The sequence below is a fragment of the Actinokineospora cianjurensis genome (genome assembly GCF_003663795.1).
GTDB lineage: Bacteria > Actinomycetota > Actinomycetes > Mycobacteriales > Pseudonocardiaceae > Actinokineospora > Actinokineospora terrae.
This window is the reverse complement of sequence record NZ_RCDD01000003.1, coordinates 148023-165749: the sequence shown is the minus strand read 5'-3', so window position 1 is coordinate 165749 and position 17727 is coordinate 148023. Positions and strand designations below refer to the sequence as shown.

Sequence of the window (17727 nt, the reverse complement as noted above, 5' to 3'; positions counted from 1 at the left end):
CGTGCAGGACCGCGCAACCCGGCCGTCGGTGCAGGCGGCCGTGACGGACCACTGTGTACGGAGGCTCACGACCAGGTGTCGCGCAAACCGGTCACACCGGCACGAACAGCTGCGGGCAGCAGGACACCTGTGGTCGAGTGGGGCGACGGTGCGCCACGGCGTTGGGAGGAACCGATGGCGGAAGGGGAGTTCCAGGGGCGGGGCGAGGTCAGGGTCAACGACATCAGCGGGTCGCACACCGGTCCGGTGATCCAGATCGGGTCGGTGACCGGGGCGCTGCACCTGCACCCCACCCCGGCGGTCGACCGGCCGACGCCCCGCCAGTTGCCCGCGCCGCCGGGGTGCTTCGTCAACCGGCGGGCGGAGTTGGCCGAGCTGACCGCGGTGGTCGACGGTGGCGCGCCCGCGGTGCCGTTGTCGGTGGTCACCGGGAGCGGCGGGATCGGGAAGACGTCGTTGGCGTTGCGATGGGCGCACCAGCACCTCGACCGCTTCCCCGATGGCCAGCTGTACGTGGACATGCGCGGGTTCGCGTCCTTCGAGCAGCCGGTTCCCGCGACCCGCGCGCTGCGGGGCTTCCTCGGCGCGCTCGGCGTAGGTGAGGACAACCAGCCCGCCGACGTCGAGGCGCAGGCCGCGACCTACCGCAGCCTGGTGGCGGGCAAACGGGTGCTCGTGGTGGTGGACAACGCCAAGGACTGCGCCGATGTGCTGCGGTTGTTGCCGGGCAGCGCGTCGTGCGCCGTCCTGGTGACGAGCAGGCTGCCGTTGGGCGAGCTGATCAGCAAGGGAGCGCGGATCGTGGATCTGGACGTGTTGACCGGTGCCCAGGCGCGGCAACTGCTCACCGAGCACGTCGGGGCCGAGCGGTTGGCGGCGGAGCCCGACGCGGCGGCGGAGCTGCTGGGCTATTGCGCGGGACTGCCGCTCGCGGTGGGCATCGTGGCCGCGCGGGTGGTGACGCAACCGGGGCAGTCCTTGGCGGGGTTGGCCGAGGAGTTGCGGGAGGAGTCCGAACGCCTCGACGGTCTGGATGTGGGCGACACGGGTATGAGCCTGCGTGCGGTGCTGTCCTGGTCCTACCAGTCGCTCGCGCCGCAGGTAGCCGCGTTGTTCCGGTTGTTGGGCGCGGCACCGGGCAACGACATCGGACTTGACTCGGTCGTAGTGCTCACCGGCCACTCGCGGGCGAAGACCCGATCGCTGCTGCGCGCGCTGGAGGCCGCGCACCTTGTGCGGCAGCACGCACCTGGCCGCTACCGCATGCACGACCTGGTTCGTCTCTACGCGGGCGGTCTTACCTCGACCGATGACCCGGAGACGACGACTGCGGTGCACAGGCTGGTCCACTTCCTCGTGCACACCGCGCACGACGGCGCGCGCAAGCTCGCGCCGTACCGGCCGCCTGTCGAGATCCCCGTCGGGGGCGCTGATCCCGGTCTGGTCGTGTTGGCGACCGCGCGGGACGCGATCACCTGGTTCGCGGTCGAGCACCAGGGGCTGCTCGACACCCAGCAGTACGCGCTGCGCCGGGGCCTGCCCGAGGCCGCGTGGCAGATCGCGTGGTCGCTGGTCGGGTTCCACCACCGCCAGGGACGACCGGACGGCCAGGCGAGCTGGCGGGCCGCGCTGGCCGCGGCCGAGCTGATCGGGCGCCACCGCGACGTGGACGCCGTCCTGGCCGTCACCCACCGCCACCTCGGGTACGTGGAGCTGGCCCGCGGCGACCACGCCACCGCCGTGGTCCACCTGGCCCAGGCGGCGGAACTGGCCGAGCGGGTGGGGTCGCTGCCCAGCCAGGTCGCCACGTTGCGCGCCATGGCGGGGGCCCACGACCAGGCGGGTGACCGCGCGGCGGCGATCAGCAGCCTGCGCCGCGCGCGGGAGCTGTGCCAGACGGCGGGACTGCGGGTGTGGGAGGCGGAGGTCCTCGGCCAGTTGGGGCTCTACCACGCGGACGCGGGCGAGTACGACGCGGCGGCGCGGTACCTGGAGTACGGACTGGCCCTGCACCGCGAGATCGGCAACACCGAGGGGGTCGCCTACGCGTTGAGCGACCTCGGCTCGGTCGCCGCGCGGCAGGGCAGGCACGAGGACGCGGTCGAGCACTACCGCCGGTGCCTGGAGCTGCTCCCCGAGTTCGGCAACGTCTTCCACGAGGCCGTCGTGCTCGACAAGCTCGCGGAGAGCCTGCACACGCTGGGCTCCATCACCGAGGCCGCGGCCTGCTGGCGCCGCGCGCTCGACCTGGCCACGGGGCAGAACCGCCCGGAGTTGGCCGAGAGGATCAGTCGGCGACTCCAGGCTTGCCCTTGACCCGCGGGTGAGGGGTTAGCGTGCCCGCGCCCGCGTGGTGGTCGCGTGGGGGAGAGGTGGGCTGTCGTGGGTCGGGTGGTTCGGTTGGTGGCGGTGCCGGAGGGGTTGCCCAGGCCGGAGGACTTCGAGGTCGTCGAGGTGGCGGTGGGGGAGCCGGGGCCGGGGGAGGTGTTGGTGCGCAACCGGTACTTCCAGGTGTCGGCGCGGTTGCGGACGTTGTTCGCGGGAGGTGTCGAGGGGGCGCCGTTGCCGCCGGTGTGGGTCGGGGAGGTGCCGCCGTCGATCACGGTGGGGGAGGTCGTCGCGGTTGGGGATGGGGCTGGGCGGCGGGTGGGGGAGTTGGTGTCGCACTGGGCCGGGTGGCGCGAGGAGGTCGTGGTGCCCGCGGCGGGGGTGACGCCGTTGGGGGACGCGTTGCCGGATCCGGTGGCGCACCTGGGGTCGGCGTGGACGGCGTACGCGGCGTTGACGCGGTTCGCGAAGCTGCGGGCGGGTGAGACGGTCCTGGTCACGGCGGGGGGTGGCGGGGTCGGGTCGATCGCGGGTCAGCTCGCCCGGGTGCTGGGCGCTGGCCGGGTCGTGGCCACGGCGCGGACGCGGGAGAAGGCGCGGCGGGTGGTGGACGAGCTCGGGTTCGACGCGGCGTTCGTCGTGGGTGCGGAGCCGGTCGAGGCGGCGGACGTGATCATCGACAACGTGGGCGGGGCGCACCTGCGGGCGGTGCTCGACGTGGCCAGGCCGGGGGCGCGGGTGGCGATGGTCGGGGCGTTGGCCGGGCAGGTGGACGGCTCTGGCACTGAGGCGCCGGTGGAGATCGACAGCTTCGGGCTGATCCTGCGCGGCATCAGCCTGCACGGCGTGACCACCCGCCCCGACCAGCACGAACGCGACGAGTGGCTGGTCAGGTTCGGCGGCTGGCTGCGCAGCGGCGCGCTGACGTTCCCCCATGTGCGCGTCCCGGGCATCGACGCGGCGCCCCGCGCGTTGCAGGAGGTGTTCGAGGGACGCCACCTGGGCACGGTGGTCGTGGAACTCTAGGAGGCCAGATGCGGATCGGCGACGCGGCAACAGCAGCGGGCACTACCCCCCGCGCCATGCGGCTCTATGAGGAACGCGGCCTGTTGCCGCCGCCGGACCGCTCTCACACCGGCCAGCGCCGCTACACCTACCGCGACGTGGAACGCGTCCGCATCATCCGCCAACTTCTCGGCTTGGGCCTCACCATCGAGGACATCCGGGCCAGCGCCGACCGCCTGCACCTCATCGAAGGCGACACCCTCCCCGAGTACGCCTCCGCCGTGTGCACCCAAACCACCGGCACCGTCCACCGCCGCCTGGCCGCCATGGACGCCGAGATCGCCCGCCTCACCGACCGCCGCGACCGCCTCGCGGCCCGCACCTCCGTCAGGAACCCGTGACGGACTCCAAGCCGTGGTCAGTTGGGGTGGGCGGTGCGGGTGAGGGTGATGGTGTAGCCGGTGCCGGTTTGGGTCATGGTGTTGTTGGTGCAGGTGAATGCGTCGGGGGTGAAGGTGGTGACGGGGCCGGTCAGGACTGCGGGGTGGTCGTCGACGCTGACGGACCAGGTCGTGCCGGGGCGGATGTTGTCGTAGCGGATCTGGGCGCCGTCTACGTGGTAGTCGGCGGTAACGGCGCCTGAGTACGTCATCAGCGCGATGTGCCCGTTGTGGTCAGAGCGGATCGGGGTGAGGCTCAGCACTACGGTGCCGTCCGAGTCGAAAGCCTGCACGGAGCCGGAGCTCTGGAACCGCATCGGGCCGACCTCCGTGCTCAGCGTCATCACCGAGGTGCGGTCCACCTCCACCCACGTGCCCAGCAGGCATTCCGCGCCGGTCACCGGCTGGACCCCGGTGGCGGTGCTGGTCACCCAGGTCCGGTACGCGCTCGGCACGGTCAACACCCCGACGGCCACCGCCCCGACCGCCACCAGCGCCGGGAACACGACCCCACCCCGGGGCGCGACCTGGGCAGACTTCCGACCCGCCGCCACCAGCACACCGAACGCGGACAGCACCGCCCCCGTCAGCACGACCTGGTTCAGCGTCTCGACCACCAGGTCGAGATCGGGCCACGCGAACAGCGACCGGGTGGGCCGCCGCCACACGTCCACCGCGCGACCCAACGTGTCCACACCGAACAGCAGCACGACTGTCGACAGCAGCCCGGTAGTCACCACGGCCAGCGGCGTCAGCACAGCCCGGTGCGGCCCGCGCAATCCCACCGCGACTCCGACCTGGGCCACGACCGCGACCGCCACCAACGTGAAGTGCAGCCCCACGCGAAACCCGTCGCTGCCGCGGGCCTGCCCGGACAACCACAGCCGGGCCGCGACGACGACCACGACCGCGGCGACGGTGAAAGCCGCCGCGCCGATCACCCCCGCCCGCAGCGCCCGTCGCGTGTCGAACACCGAGCGGGTGATCAGGATCGGCACCAACCACAGCAGGGCCAGCAACGGGACGATGAACGGGATCCACGTGGCCATGTGCAGCGGCACGTACCGCACCTGCGTCCAGTGCGCGAGCGCGCTCACCCAGCCCGGCACGTCCGGGATGGTCAGGTCGTAGCTGGAAGCCTGGTCGAGGAAGACCCACCAGCCGACGCGGTCGACATCGGTCCACACCCACCAGGACGCGAGCCATGGCCATAGCGCCCCCGCCACGCCCGCCACCACCACCGGCAGCACCCACCGCGGCGGGTGGTCGAAGGCCGTGGACACCGTCGACGCCCATAGCGCCACCACCGCCAGGCCCGCGACCAACAGCAGCACGGACGCGGGGTGCGGCCACTCCAGGTCCGTGCGCGTGGAGATCTGGATCAGCACCCGTAGCGCTACCTGCTGACCCACGATGAACCCGGCGGCAAGGCATACCGCGTGCGTTAGCGGTACCCGCACCGCGCGCCTGCCCGGAGTAAGAACCGCCGTCCGCCACGACGCCACCGCCACCGGTACAGCCAGCGCGGGCCCGATGAGCCACCCCACCACAAGCGAGTTGAGGCCCGGTACGGACACCAGACTCGACACGATGACGAACCACAGGTTCGGCGCGATCACCCCGACCGCGAGGCCCGCCGCGGGCATCTCCCACCACCGGGGCCGCAGCAGCAGCGCGGGGTCGTCGATCACCCGCCGACGCCACGCCGGGTCCGGGTGGTGCGCCAGCAGCAGCCGCCACCGCGACGCGGGCCGCGGCTCGGCCGAGACCAGGTCACCGAGCATGCCGTCCGGGCCGTCGTGCCGGGCGGCAACACCGTCGGCGTGCACCTCCCGTTCGCGCAGGATCGCGTTGCGCGTCAACAGGACCAGCGCGGTCACCACGGCCAGCCCGGCGACGGTGATCAACGCCCACCACGACCGCAGGACCGCGACCTGCACCAGCACCGGGACCCACGCCACGAGCACGAACGCCCACCACAGCGACTTCGTCAGGTACGTGAGGTGCACGTCCTGGCCGCGCGCGTGCGCCAACTCGTGCAGCACGACGGCGCGGAACCGGGCCCGGTCCAGGGTGTATGCCCGCAGCAGGCCCGCGTCGAGCACCACATACCGGCGCCGGAACGCGCCGAAGGTCAGCGCGTCCATCGTGCCGCTGCGCGAACCCAGCAGGTAGACCGGCGCGCGGCGCAGGCCGACGAGGTCACGCAGTTCGGCAAGGTAAGCCGCCAGGTCGCCCTGTTCGCGTAAGAGCACCAGGCGGTGGCGGCGGATCAGCAGGCGTGGGTACGCCAGGTAGAAGCACAGCGCTACCGCGGCGAGGAGCAGCACGGCATAGAGCGCCCACGCCGCCTGCTGCCCGGTGATCGACGCAAGGCAGTTCACGGACCGGTGGGCGGCGTCGTTGGCCTCGAACAACGACTCGTCGGTCGCGGTGGTCGGGGGAGCGCACCGCTCGTAGGCGGCGACCATGTCGCCCACGTGGTCGCCGACGGTCAACCAGGCCAGCATCCCCAGGAGCCCGACCGTGGCGCACACGGTGGCCGTGAGCAGCAGGAACAGGGTGACCATGCCGGTCGGGATCGGCCCCGTCCGGCGGGTCCGCTCCTCGGCCAGGGTCACGAGCCGTCGCTGGGATCAGTCAACCCGCCGATGAGCGCGTCGACGAAGAGCGACACCTGCTCCTCGGCCAGCCCCATGGCCCTGGCCTTCTCGGCGGCGGACGCGCGGATGCGGGCCAACTCGTGCTCGTCGAACTCGACCCTCGCGGGCAGTTCGGGCCGGTTCCCGCCCCTGACCTTGTGCCGCAACCACCGCGCGCCCCGCACACCCCGGTCCACGACCGCGGTGGCCGTCCGCCCCACGACCTCGTCCGCGATCGCGGCGGACACCACCAGCGCGACGGGCGTGACCAGGGCGACGACCTCGGTGACCCCGAACGCGAGCGGATCGCGCCTGGCCCGCCCCCCGGTGCCGTCGGGATCCCGGTCGCGGTCGCGGAAGTACGCCTCGCTCGCGGGCTCGAAGAACACCAACTCCTCCGGCGCCAGCTTGCCCACGATCGCCCTGGCGATCCCCCGAACACGCTCCTGGTCGGCCATCTTCCTCCCTTGGCGGGGCACGTCCTCCTCAGCGGGGCACGTCGCCTCGAGTAGACGCCTTACGCCGCGCCCCGGATGTCCGATTGGCGTGCCTTCACCTGAACAGCCCACGCGGACACGCTCAGGGTTACGGCCAGTCGCCCGGATTGCAGTAGTAGGAGGCCGAGCCGGTCGCGGGGCCGTTGGCATCGGTGACGGTAGCGCTGACGGTGAAGCCCTGGCCGCCGGTGCAAGAGATACGACCGGTGCTAGAGGTGTCGTTGAGCCAGGGGAGTGCGGAGCCGTTGAGGTACCAGCGGATCGTCGCGTTGCTCGCGCCCGAGTAGCCGACAGTGCACACGAACTGGCTGCCGCCAGAGTCGCAGTTGACCGTGACGGAGGAGGCGGCAGCGGCCGGGGACAGCGCGGTGGCGACCGCGACGGCGGCCAGGGCCAAGGGGGTCAGGGCTCGTCTCATGCCCGTCCTTTCCGAGGGGGTCGGGACACGGTCGCACGGTGCTCGGCCCGCGAACAGCAGGCATCCGGGTGGTCACCCCTCGTGGTTCCGACGTGCGGGAACGACCGGGACAAGGTCCACTGCGGACCACGCGCGCCCGGTGGCGGCGCCTGCGCGCCGGTGGCCGGGATCGTCGATTCCGCCCCGGGGTCGCGTTCCGGTGTGGAACGATCACGCAATGTCGGATCGACCCAAGTGGCTGCGCTTCGCCGCCCTGATCGCGGCCGTCGCCGTGGTGGCTGCGGTGGGTGTCGCGGTGTGGTGGGAGCAGGTGCCCACCGAGGACGAGCTCAAGGAGGCCGCCGGGCTGCGCGGTCGGGCCGAGCTGCTGGTCGGGATCAAGACCGACATGCCGGGCATCGGCTACCGCGACGAGTCGGGCGACATCTCCGGCTTCGACGTCGAGATGGCGTACCTGATCGGCGCCGACCTCGGGTTCGAGCCGCGCAAGGTGCGGCTCATCGAGATCGAGAACGAGGACCGCTCCAAGATGCGCGGCGTCGACGGCCAGCGGGTCGACCTGGTCATCGCCACCTACAGCGTCACCCCCGAGCGCGTGGCGGTCGCCGGTGTCACCTTCTCCCAGCCGTACCTGGAGACCGAGCAGTCCGTGGCCACCAGGGTGGGCCACCGGCCGGTGCTCGACCTGACCGAGCTCAAGGGCGAGCGGGTGTGCACCCTGACCACGTCGACCTCGGTGGCGGCGGCCGAGAAGGCGGGCGCGCAGATCGTCTACCGGCAGACCATCGCCGCCTGCGTCGAGGCGATGCGCGCGAACGAGGCCGACGCGGTCACCACCGACGCCGCGATCCTGGCCGGTTTCGTGCAGAAGTACCCGACCGAGTTGCTGCACCACGACATCGCCTTGGAGGCCAAGGAGATGTGGGCGGTCAACACCGGCGGCAACGACGCGCTGCGCAAGCTCGTCGACCTGTCGCTCTACCGCTCCGCGCACGACCCGGAGGACAAGCGCTGGGAGAACGCGTTCGCGAAGTACCTGCTGCCGATGGCCAAGCACAGCCTGCCGCAGCTGATCCCGCCGGACCGGCAACCCGACGTGGCAGAGGTGGAGGTGCGGCAATGGCCGTGGGAAAGGCTGGCGGGTCTGATGACGCCCCCGGTTTCCAGTGGACCCTGACGCTGCTGCCCGCCTTCCCGATCGTCCTGCTCGTCCTGCGGCTCTGGCAGCTCAGCGGCCAGGACCTCAACACGATGCTGCTGCTGGTGCAGCACGTGCACGCGCTGGAACTGGCCAGCTCGCTGGTGATCAGCCTGCTGGAGGTACCGCCCGCTGTCCTGCTCACCGCGCACCTGCTCGGGCTGATGTCCCTGGTCAGCAGCGACCGGGGCCGCGTGTCACGGCTGGAACGGGCGGCTGAGCGGACCCCGAACTGGCTGGTCGCCGCGGCGGTCCTGTGGTCGCTGCTGGTGTGGGAACTGCGGTTCGTGCCCACGCTGCTGCTGCTCGGCTGCGCGATCGCCGGCCTGACGATCCGCAGGCGCGGCCGCGACGACCTGGTGTTCCCGGTGTGCGTCCTGCTGCCGGTCGCGGTGGCGGTGCTCGAGTACCTGTGGTTCTTCCCGGCCATCATCGACGCCATCACCACCGGCGACGTCGCGTCCGCCCTGCTGCTGCTGGCCCCGCCGCTGCTCGCGCCGTTCCTCACCGGCCCGCTGCCCGACCGCGTCGCCTGGGCAGGCACCCACGGCATCGCCACCCTGGGCGCCCTCGTCACCCCCTTCATCCTCCTCGCCATGTTCCTCAACGTCCCGGTGCTGCCGTCGGTCGCCCTGGTCCTCGGCCCCGGAGGCGAGGACCGCACCCCCACCGAAGTCGCCCTCGGCAACGTGGTCACCGTCGACGACACCATGACCACCCTCCTGGACAACAACCACAACGTCCGCTTCGTCCCCAACAACCGCCTACTGGCCAAGGTCCTCTGCCCAGGCCCCGCCCAAATCCCCAACACCCTCCTCACCGCCCACGGCTGGCTCCTCGAAGACGCCGCCTTGGACTGGCTCCTCCCCGCCAAACCCCCCCAAGGCACCACAGACCCCCACTGCGACGGCCGCCTCCCCTGACTCACCGGGTGCTGGTGGGGACCAGGGTGAGGAAGTGGTCGACGGCCGTCTTCGCGATGGTGTGGAGGTGGGGTGGGGTGGGTGGGGTTTCGCCTAGGAGGCAGCGGATGTGGTGGTCGCGGACCAGGAGTCCGTAGAGGAGCCGGAAGGAGTCCTGGGGGTTGGGGATGCCGTTGGCGGCGAGGTAGGACTCGATCAGGGGGCCCGTGGTGTGACGGCCGTGTTGCAGCACCAGGGCGGCGAGGTCCGGGTCGGACATGGCGGCGCGGTTGATGGCCAGGGCGGAGGGGCTCAGGAGCAGGGTCAGCAGCCCTTCGGCGATCGCGGTCAAGCGGGAGTCCAGGGCGCCGGGGACGTCCAGGGCGGCGGTGACCGCGGCGTTGACGGTGTCGGCCTGGCGCTGCACGAGTTCGGTGAGCAGACCGGTGCGGTTGCCGAACCAGCTGTAGAGGCTCTCCTTGGACGACCCCGCCGCCGCGGCGATCGCCTGCATGGTGAGGCCATCGGTGCCGTGCTCGGTGAGCAACACCAGCGCGACGTCCAGGGCGGCGGTTCGGCGGGCAGCCTGCTCGCCCTGTGGCTGGCCACCACCCTCATGGCCCTGATCGCGGGCTTCTTCTACGCCTACTCGTGCTCGGTCATGCCCGGCCTCGCCACCGTCGACGACGAGACGTTCGTGATCGCGATGCGCGGCATCAACGCGGTGGTCCGCAACATCGCCTTCGCGCCGAGCTTCTTCGGGGCACTCGTACTCACCGCTCTCACAACCGCACTCCACACCCGCCGCCCACTCCGCGGGCTGCTCCCCTGGACCACCGCCGCACTGTCCTTCTACGGCGCGGCGTTCGTCCTCACGCTGACGGTCAACGTGCCACTCAACGTGCAGCTAGCCGAAGCTGCCAACGCGGAACTGGCGGCTGTGCGCTCGGCCTACGAAGGCCCGTGGGTCACCTGGAACGTCATCCGCACCGCACTGTCGGTACTGGCTCTCGCATGCCTGATCACCGCCGTGGCCCGCCACGGCACTCGACGGCCCAGTTCCCCGTTGTGTTGACTCGTCCGGCATCAGGGAAGAGGAGGTAGCACGGGGTAACTCACGTAGGTCATCTCCCAAGACTGCTTGAGCGTCTCACTTCGCGCGTGCAATTCGATCACGCGGGAGGCGGGAGTTGCCCCCACGATGGTGATGTAGCGGTTGTCGCTGCTCTTGATGCTCATGGTGACCCCATCATCGAAGGTCGTCACCCTCCACCGCTGGGCCGCATCCGCCTTGGCGCAGGTCACTACCTCGATCGACTCTGAATGAGCTTGCGGGCGCAGGCACCCACCGCCAACAGGTTGGATGTAGGTGCTGCGCCCATCATCTGTCTCGGTGAACACCAAGAGCCGGTGCGACGTATCGCACTTCAGCTTCAACCCGTCGTGCCCAGCGATCACCAGGGCCAGATTGGGAACTGTTCGTAGGCAGTTCGCGTTCCGTCGCAACTCGAACGGGCCGTACCGGTACGCGTACTGGTCGGCGGCAGCGGGCGCGGTCGCCGAGACGATGGTGGTTGCGACGAGGGCGATGGTGACCGCGAGATTCGCGGCGACACGTGGCACGCTGGGGATCCTCACTGTCAGACCTTCACGAACCGCACAGGGCGGTGGTCGGACGCGTACTTCTGCGCAGGCGTCGGGCTCGCGACCTCGACGACCGTCGCGGCGAACCGGTTGGGATGGGCTTCGTCCCACCACACCAGGTAGTCCACGACCCTCTGGGTTCCTCTGATGGTGTAGTTGCCGGGTATCGCGAGGCGTTCGTGCTCCCGCAGGTGCGGACGGAGGTAGTTGGGCGTCGCGTTGAAGTCGGCCAGCAACACCCACGCGTTCACGTTCTTCAGGCGCTCGGTGGCTTCGCGCGCCTTGAGCAGCATGGTCGCGATGTTGATCCCCTCGGGCCGGGCATCGGCGTGTCCTGAGTAGACGACCGTGCCGTCGTTGAGAACCAGTTGCAGCAGACCGCGATCACCGTCGTGATAGGTGGAGGACCGAACCGGTGGAATGTAGTTCCAAGACCGCACTTCGACCTTTGTGGGATTGATGACGAATGCCAAGTTCGCCTTCCGCGCCGCCGGGCCGGTCCCAGTTGCCAGATCGTCCGCCTCCACGAAGTACAGGACCCGTTTGTAGTTCTTCCCGCCCTTGGAGATCGTCCACTCGCAGACGCGGGCCAGGCGCAACATCTTCACCTGCTTGACGCAACCCCAACTCGTGCCTGCCCGGTCGTCGATCACCTTGGTGGCCCCGGCTTCCTGGAGCGCGACGATGTCATTGGTCACCGCCAGGTCGGCAACACCGAGTTGGTCCACTCTCACCTGCCACAAGGAGGCTCCCGAGGCTGTGGCGCCTTGCATGTTCCAAGTGGCGAACTTGTAGCTGACAGGTGCCGCGATGGCATTGGGCGCCAGCGCCACGACCAGGCCCACCACCGCGGCCATCGCGGAGATCGCGACCGGGAAACCCTTGCGTCTGAACATTTCGCCGTCCCAGGAGAGGGGGCCAATCGTCGCACGGACCGTCCCACCGGTGGGCGGACCGGTCAACAACCCGCCCCCACGACCACCCTGCCGTGGCACCCATGCCACCCGTTCGACGGCCGCCCTTCCGGCTTCGCGGGAACGCCGGGAGCAGCCGGGGTGGGTGGGGTTGTTCATGTTCTCCGCGCACGAGATCGCGAGCTTCGTCTCGTACCACTCCGAACTGGAGAAACACGGAGGGCAAGTACGACTGGGAGACGACGCGGTCACCCGAGGACCGGTTCGGGTTGTCCTGGGGTGAGCTGATGCGGACAGGGCGGCCCGGCCTACCTTGGCCCGGTCGGAGTGCCGAAGCGGCGGCGATAGGCCGTAGGGGTCAAGCCGGTGTGGCGGCGGAGTTGGGTGCGGAGGTTGGTGGCGGTGCCGAACCCGGACGCTTGGGCGATGTGGTCCAGGGGGAGGGTGCCGTGCTCCAGGAGGCGGCAGGCGAGGGTGACGCGTTCGGTGGTGAGCCAGGCCAGCGGGGTGGTGCCGAGTTCGGCCTGGAAGCGGCGGTGCAGGGTGGCCTGGCTGGTGGCGGCCGCGGTGGCGAGGGCCGCGATGGTGATGGGCTCGTCGAGGCGGGTGCGGGCCCAGGCCAGGACCGGGGCGAGGGAGGTGTCCAGGCGGGGTGGGAGGGGGCGGTCGACGAACTGGCGTTGGCCGCCGTCGCGGTGGCCCGCGAAGATGAGGCGACGGCTGACGATGTTGGCGATCTCGGCGCCGTGGTCGCGGCGGATGAGGTGCAGCCCCAGGTCGAGCGCGGCGGCGCTCCCGGCGGCGGTGAGCACGTCGCCGTCGTCGACGAACAGCACGTCCGGCTCCAGCCGCACCCCCGGGTGGCGGCGCGCGAACTCGTCCACCCACCGCCAGTGCGTGGTCACCCGCCGTCCCTCGATCACGCCCGCCTCGGCCAGGGTGAACGCGCCGGTGCAGAAGCTGACCAGCCTGGCGCCCCGATCGGCGGCCCGGCGGACCGCGGCCAGCACCTCGGGCCGCACGGGCACGACCGGGTCGGGCCGGTTGGGCACGATCAGCGTGTCCGCGCCGTCCACCGCGTCGAGCCCGCGGACCCCCGACAGCGTGAACATCCCCAGGTGCATGCGGACGGTCGGCTCCGCGGCGCACAGCCCGAAGTCGTACCAGGTCCGGTCCAGCTCCGGCCTGCGCAGACCGAACAACTCCGTGGCCACGCCCAGTTCGAACGGGTTCGACCCGTCCTCGACGATGGCCACCACCCGGTGCGAGGATCCTTTCGACATGTGCGATTACTAGCACTCGCCGACCGCCGCGCGCACCACCACGATGGGCGGGGTGAACACACCGATCGACCTCACTGCGGCCTTCGCGGCGTTCGACCAGGCATGGAGCCCCCGGCTGGCGGCGCGGGTCAACGACTACGACATCCGGCTGGCCAGGTTCGCCGGTGAGCACGTCTGGCACGTGCACAACGACACCGACGAGTTCTTCCTGGTGGTCGCGGGCGAGATCGAGATCGCCCTGCGCGACCCGGACGAGCGGACCGTCGTGCTGCCGCAGGGGTCGCTGTTCGTCGTGCCGCGCGGGACCTACCACAAGCCGTCGTCCGCCGGTGGCGCCCAGGTCCTGCTGGTCGAACCCACCGGCACGCTGTCGGTGGGCGACGACCACGACGACGTCCCCGACCACGTCGACGCCACCACCGGCCACGCACTGGAGTTGACCTCGTGAGCGACCTCGCCGACCGTTTCGCCCAGCTGACCACGGCCCACGTGACCGACGCGTGCGTGCGCGCGGGTGTCGAGGTGCGGACGGTCTCGCTGGTGGGGGTGCACCCGGCGGACCGCGTGTTCGGGCGGGTCCTGCCTGCTCGGCACGCGGGCAGCGTGGACGTGTTCCTGGAGGCGTTCGAGTCGGCGTCACCGGGGGACGTCCTCGTGGTGGACAACGGCGGGCGGCGGGACCACGCGTGCGTCGGTGACCTGGTCGTGCTGGAGGCGCGGACGGCCGGGGTGTCGGGGGTGGTCGTGTGGGGGCTGCACCGCGACACCGCCGACATTCGGGTGATCGGACTGCCCGTGTTCAGCCTCGGCGCCATCCCGACCGGCCCATTGGTGCCAGAGGTCCGCCGCCCCGACGCGCTCGAGTCCGCGGACGTCGGCCCGTGGACCGTGACGCGCGACGACCTGGTCCTCGGCGACGACGACGGGATCCTGTTCGTGCCCGCCGACCGCGCCGAGGAGCTGTTCGACCTGGCCGAGGGCATCCGCGACGTCGAACGCGCCCAGGCGGACCGGATCCGCTCCGGCAACAGCCTGCGGTCGCAGGTCCAGTTCGACCGCTACCTCGCCACCGACCCGCCGGTGTCCTTCCGCGAACACCTCCGGACCGTGGGCGGGGCGATCGAGGAATGAGCACCGAAGCCTTCCTCGCCGCCGCCCAGACATCCCTGCCCCTGCTCCGTGACCCGGCCGTGGCCGCCGCCTGGGACAAACCCAGCGCCCTCCCCGAGTTCAGCGTCGGTGGCCTGGCCGCACACCTGGCGTACCAGGTCCTAGTGGTACCGGAGGTACTGGCCGACCCGCTGCCGCAAGAGCAGCAGATCTCCCTACTCGACCACTACGCCCGCGCCGCCTGGATCGACTCCGGCCTAGACAGCCCCGCCAACACCGGCATCCGCGACGGCGGCCACCGCCTGGCCGCCGACGGCCCTGCGGCTCTGGCAGACCGCTACGAGGCCGCCCTGTCATCACTCTCGCTGCCGCTGATCTCTCGAACCGTCCGAATGCGACTATGGGGATCGTGGTCATTGTCCCTTGAGGACCTCCTCGTCACCCGCACCATGGAACTGGTCGTCCACGCCGACGACCTCGCGGTGAGTGTGGACCTTCCGACACCGGAGTTCCCTGATTACACCAACGCGGTCGTCATCGATCTGCTGAGTACTTTGGCTGCCCGCCGACATGGTCCGGTCGCGGTGATCCGCGCCCTCAGCCGAGCCGAACGAGCACCCAGCACGATCACCGCGTTCTGAAACCGCGCCCCTCCACCTGACCTCGGGCGGAGGGGCCCTCGCATACGGCCGATCTTGTCCAACTTCGGCCAGCGGAGAGCCGGATTGCCGCGCCCCCCGGCTCGCGAGCTCACCTCATCGCCCCAGCGCACAACACAGCTATCTCCCCCGACTCCGCCCGCACCTCGCTCTGGCCCGAACGCACCGCGATCCCCCTACTCGACGCCCCGCCAGCAACCACCCGCATCGTCTGGCCCGCCCACTCCCGATCCCACGGCTTGGCCGGTCTTTTCCAGACAGCCTCGTGACTCTGACGGCCGGAGCAGCATGAACGGACGAACATGGGATCGTCTCGCATTCTGCCCATGAGCCACGGCGGGCCACGTGATCTCGGCGCAATTCCGCAGACCTGCCGATTGTGGCCTGAGTACTTCTACTCAACCGGCCACGTGTACACGTCCTGGTACTTGCGGTAGCGAGTTGATCACGATGGGATACATCGAGGCTTGTGCTCAGGCACTCTCCTGCTTCACCGATCCGATCCGCGTGCGACCCGGAAGACAGGGGCTGGCGATGGGGTTCGAAGTACTACCCGAGAACGTGCTTGCCGCGGGAAACAGGGGCAAGGACATCATGGGAGGACTGCGCGGCGCGGACAGCGGCGCGCCGGTTCTCGATGTCGCGGCGGCCATGCCCGGAAGCGGAACGGCGGTGACCTCCCACAGTTTCGCGGGAACCTGGACGCGGAAGTTCACTGACTGGTGCGGCGTCGCCGACGCGCATGTGACCGCGCTGGAGGCGGCGGCACGGGCGTACCTCGCCGCCGACAGGAAAGCCGAGGGTGCGATCATCGGCAGCGGCACGCCTCGGCCTCGTTGATGGTGGCTTTCGCTGATGTGAAGCGCTGGAACACCGCGGCGCTGGAAGCGATCGCGGACACCGTGCGCAAGCGCAACCTGGTGTTGATCCACTCTGGCGACGACTTGTGCAGGGTGGTTCCCACCGATGGCTGGACCGGATCGGCCGCTGATGCCGCGCGTGCCACGCAACGCGTGCTGTTGGGGCGGCTGGAGACCATGGCGGAGGCGACCACCACCATCGTCAAGGCATTGCACCAAGCCGTCGACGCGATCGACGCGGTCCAGAGCGTCATTCGCCAGGCCGAGGCGTTGGCCCACCGCTACGACTTCACGGTCAGCGAGACTGGCGCCGTGATCGACGACTTCTGCCGTGTGGACCGAGGGAACCCCGAGGACCGCAAGCGCGCACACGATCGAGTCGCCTTCGAGATCGAGCAAGCGATCCGCACCGCGAACGAGATCGATTCGGATCTGAACGCCGCGTTCCACCGCGGCACCGACTTGGCATCCACATCCGGCACCGGTGATCGCACGGCCTCCGCCGCGGCGGAGGCCGCGGCTCTCGACACCCGGTGGGAATTGTCCCCGCAGGCGCCGCCGCCCAACGGCACCGCCGCCCAGAATGCCACCTACTGGGCCACGTTGTCCCCCGCGGCGCGGGAGGCCGTGCTGCGGGATCACCCGGAGTGGATCGGCAAGCTCGACGGGGTACCGACCGTGGTGCGGGACAGGGCGAACCGGGTCGAACTGGAGCGGTTGCGACACACCCTGCCAGGTGCGATCGACGAACTGCGGCGCGAGTTCGCCGCTGTCGACGGCAAACGAGCGGTACTGAGGTACGGGATGGTGCAAGATCTGCGCACGCCCGCCGATCACTTCAGGGCCATCCAACTCGCCGATCGCATCGAGCAGATGGTCGGCAGGCTGCAAGGTCTCGACGCCATCAGCGACCGGCTGCACAGCGCGCAACCAGGGCAGCCGCCCGCTTACCTGTTGGGCCTGAGCGCGGAAAGATCGGGGCTGGCCATCGTCGCCATCGGCAACCCCGAACACGCGGACAATGTCGCCACCTATGTGCCGGGAACGTTCAGCGGACACGACGGCTTCGGTGTCGATCTTGCCCGCGCCGAGGTCATGCAGGATGCGGCGACGAAAGCCAGTCCCGGCGCCACGACCGCCGTCATCACCTGGGCCGGCTACCACGCTCCCCAGACCATCGGGTACGCAGTAGACCCGATCTTCGCCGACGACGCCGAGAAGTTGTTGCGTGACTTCCAGGACGGACTCGCCCTCACCCACGATCCCGGACCGGTGAACACCACGGTTGTCGGCCACAGCTACGGCACCACCGTCATCGGACACACCGCGCGTGACCTAGGGCTGAACGCGGACAATCTCGTGTTCGTGGCCAGCCCCGGGGTCGGAGTCGAGCACGCCAGTCAGCTTCACCTCGACGGAGTGCGTCCTGGGGACATGGGCGGTCGCGTGCACGCCACAGTATCCGCCTTTGACCCTATCGGCTTCTCCAACATACCGTTCGACCCGATCGACGCGCACGGCCCAGATCCCGCCATGCGCGACTTCGGCGGGCGGTTCTTCCTATCCGATGTCAGATCGCCGGTGAGCGCTCATGGTGACTACTGGTACGTCGACTCGGCCTCACTGAGGGGAATGACCGACGTTATCGTCGGCGCAACACCACGATAGCGGCGGTGGGCGCCACGCAGGTCGTAGTCGGGGTCAACCTGTCACTGACATGCGGGCAGGCCGCAGGGCATCGCGAATCGCGCCCGCTAGCACTTCCGTCGCGGCGGCCGAGAGTCGGCGTTACCGGGTCGGGGGTGCGTTTCTGGATCAGCCGGGGAG

General features: G+C 70.3%; 18 protein-coding genes. 11 read left to right on the top strand and 7 right to left on the bottom strand.

The window, feature by feature from the left end; translation table 11 throughout:
* The first annotated feature begins 174 nt into the window (after window positions 1–174).
* The 3 genes from CLV68_RS20420 (at window position 175) to CLV68_RS20410 (ending at window position 3734) form a co-directional block, all read left to right on the top strand.
* Window positions 175–2316, top strand: coding sequence for an ATP-binding protein (locus tag CLV68_RS20420; RefSeq protein ID WP_121392520.1), 2142 nt, complete (start codon window positions 175–177; stop codon window positions 2314–2316).
* Between the two features lie 66 nt (window positions 2317–2382).
* Window positions 2383–3354, top strand: coding sequence for an MDR family NADP-dependent oxidoreductase (locus CLV68_RS35720; RefSeq protein ID WP_211346697.1), 972 nt, complete (start codon window positions 2383–2385; stop codon window positions 3352–3354).
* Window positions 3355–3362: 8 nt separating this feature from the next.
* Window positions 3363–3734, top strand: coding sequence for a MerR family transcriptional regulator (locus CLV68_RS20410; RefSeq protein WP_121392518.1), 372 nt, complete (start codon window positions 3363–3365; stop codon window positions 3732–3734).
* Window positions 3735–3751: 17 nt separating this feature from the next.
* Here CLV68_RS20410 and CLV68_RS35715 read toward each other — a convergent pair whose 3' ends face one another.
* From CLV68_RS35715 to CLV68_RS20395, 3 genes are all read right to left on the bottom strand, one after another.
* Window positions 3752–6394 carry a M48 family metalloprotease gene (locus CLV68_RS35715; RefSeq protein WP_121392517.1) on the bottom strand — a complete coding sequence of 881 codons (2643 nt, stop codon included), beginning with the start codon at window positions 6392–6394 and terminating at the stop codon, window positions 3752–3754.
* Window positions 6391–6873: a hypothetical protein gene (locus tag CLV68_RS20400; protein WP_121392516.1), complete on the bottom strand. Its 483-nt coding sequence runs from the start codon at window positions 6871–6873 to the stop codon at window positions 6391–6393. The genes CLV68_RS35715 and CLV68_RS20400 overlap by 4 nt, the downstream gene beginning before the upstream one ends.
* A gap of 127 nt (window positions 6874–7000) precedes the next feature.
* Window positions 7001–7330 (bottom strand): hypothetical protein, encoded by a 330-nt coding sequence (locus CLV68_RS20395; protein WP_147460084.1) that lies wholly within the window; start codon window positions 7328–7330, stop codon window positions 7001–7003.
* A gap of 217 nt (window positions 7331–7547) precedes the next feature.
* Between CLV68_RS20395 and CLV68_RS20390 the strand changes: the two genes are divergently transcribed.
* Window positions 7548–8507, top strand: coding sequence for a transporter substrate-binding domain-containing protein (locus tag CLV68_RS20390; RefSeq protein ID WP_170224490.1), 960 nt, complete (start codon window positions 7548–7550; stop codon window positions 8505–8507).
* Window positions 8450–9451, top strand: coding sequence for a hypothetical protein (locus CLV68_RS20385; protein ID WP_121392513.1), 1002 nt, complete (start codon window positions 8450–8452; stop codon window positions 9449–9451). The genes CLV68_RS20390 and CLV68_RS20385 overlap by 58 nt, the downstream gene beginning before the upstream one ends.
* Window position 9452: 1 nt before the next feature.
* Here the strand turns inward: CLV68_RS20385 and CLV68_RS20380 are convergent, their stop codons facing one another.
* The gene (locus tag CLV68_RS20380; RefSeq protein ID WP_170224489.1) at window positions 9453–9980 is read right to left on the bottom strand and encodes a TetR/AcrR family transcriptional regulator; all 528 of its coding nucleotides are present in this window, start codon (window positions 9978–9980) and stop codon (window positions 9453–9455) included.
* On the opposite strand from CLV68_RS20380, the gene CLV68_RS20375 reads away from it, so the two are divergent.
* Window positions 9963–10505: an anthrone oxygenase family protein gene (locus CLV68_RS20375; protein WP_211346696.1), complete on the top strand. Its 543-nt coding sequence runs from the start codon at window positions 9963–9965 to the stop codon at window positions 10503–10505. The genes CLV68_RS20380 and CLV68_RS20375 overlap by 18 nt on opposite strands.
* A gap of 11 nt (window positions 10506–10516) precedes the next feature.
* Here CLV68_RS20375 and CLV68_RS20370 read toward each other — a convergent pair whose 3' ends face one another.
* The 3 genes from CLV68_RS20370 to CLV68_RS20360 form a co-directional block, all read right to left on the bottom strand.
* Window positions 10517–11053 (bottom strand): RICIN domain-containing protein, encoded by a 537-nt coding sequence (locus CLV68_RS20370; RefSeq protein WP_147460082.1) that lies wholly within the window; start codon window positions 11051–11053, stop codon window positions 10517–10519.
* Between the two features lie 17 nt (window positions 11054–11070).
* Window positions 11071–11970 (bottom strand): endonuclease/exonuclease/phosphatase family protein, encoded by a 900-nt coding sequence (locus tag CLV68_RS20365; protein WP_121392510.1) that lies wholly within the window; start codon window positions 11968–11970, stop codon window positions 11071–11073.
* 326 nt (window positions 11971–12296) lie between these two features.
* Entirely contained in the window at window positions 12297–13271 is a 975-nt protein-coding gene (locus CLV68_RS20360; protein WP_121392509.1) for a helix-turn-helix domain-containing protein, read from the bottom strand.
* A gap of 43 nt (window positions 13272–13314) precedes the next feature.
* On the opposite strand from CLV68_RS20360, the gene CLV68_RS20355 reads away from it, so the two are divergent.
* The 5 genes from CLV68_RS20355 to CLV68_RS20335 all read left to right on the top strand — a co-directional run bounded on the left by CLV68_RS20355 (window position 13315) and on the right by CLV68_RS20335 (window position 17568).
* A complete protein-coding gene (locus tag CLV68_RS20355) occupies window positions 13315–13719 on the top strand; it encodes a cupin domain-containing protein (protein ID WP_121392508.1) in 405 nt (134 codons plus the stop codon).
* Complete coding sequence (locus tag CLV68_RS20350) at window positions 13716–14402, top strand: RraA family protein (RefSeq protein ID WP_121392507.1); 687 nt, start codon at window positions 13716–13718, stop codon at window positions 14400–14402. Before CLV68_RS20355 ends, CLV68_RS20350 begins: the two co-directional genes overlap by 4 nt.
* Window positions 14399–15022 carry a maleylpyruvate isomerase N-terminal domain-containing protein gene (locus tag CLV68_RS20345; protein ID WP_121392506.1) on the top strand — a complete coding sequence of 208 codons (624 nt, stop codon included), beginning with the start codon at window positions 14399–14401 and terminating at the stop codon, window positions 15020–15022. The genes CLV68_RS20350 and CLV68_RS20345 overlap by 4 nt, the downstream gene beginning before the upstream one ends.
* 468 nt (window positions 15023–15490) lie before the next feature.
* On the top strand, window positions 15491–15880 hold the full coding sequence (locus CLV68_RS34080; protein WP_170224488.1) for a hypothetical protein: 390 nt from the start codon (window positions 15491–15493) through the stop codon (window positions 15878–15880).
* Between the two features lie 62 nt (window positions 15881–15942).
* Entirely contained in the window at window positions 15943–17568 is a 1626-nt protein-coding gene (locus CLV68_RS20335; RefSeq protein WP_170224487.1) for an alpha/beta hydrolase, read from the top strand.
* Window positions 17569–17727 lie beyond the last annotated feature (159 nt).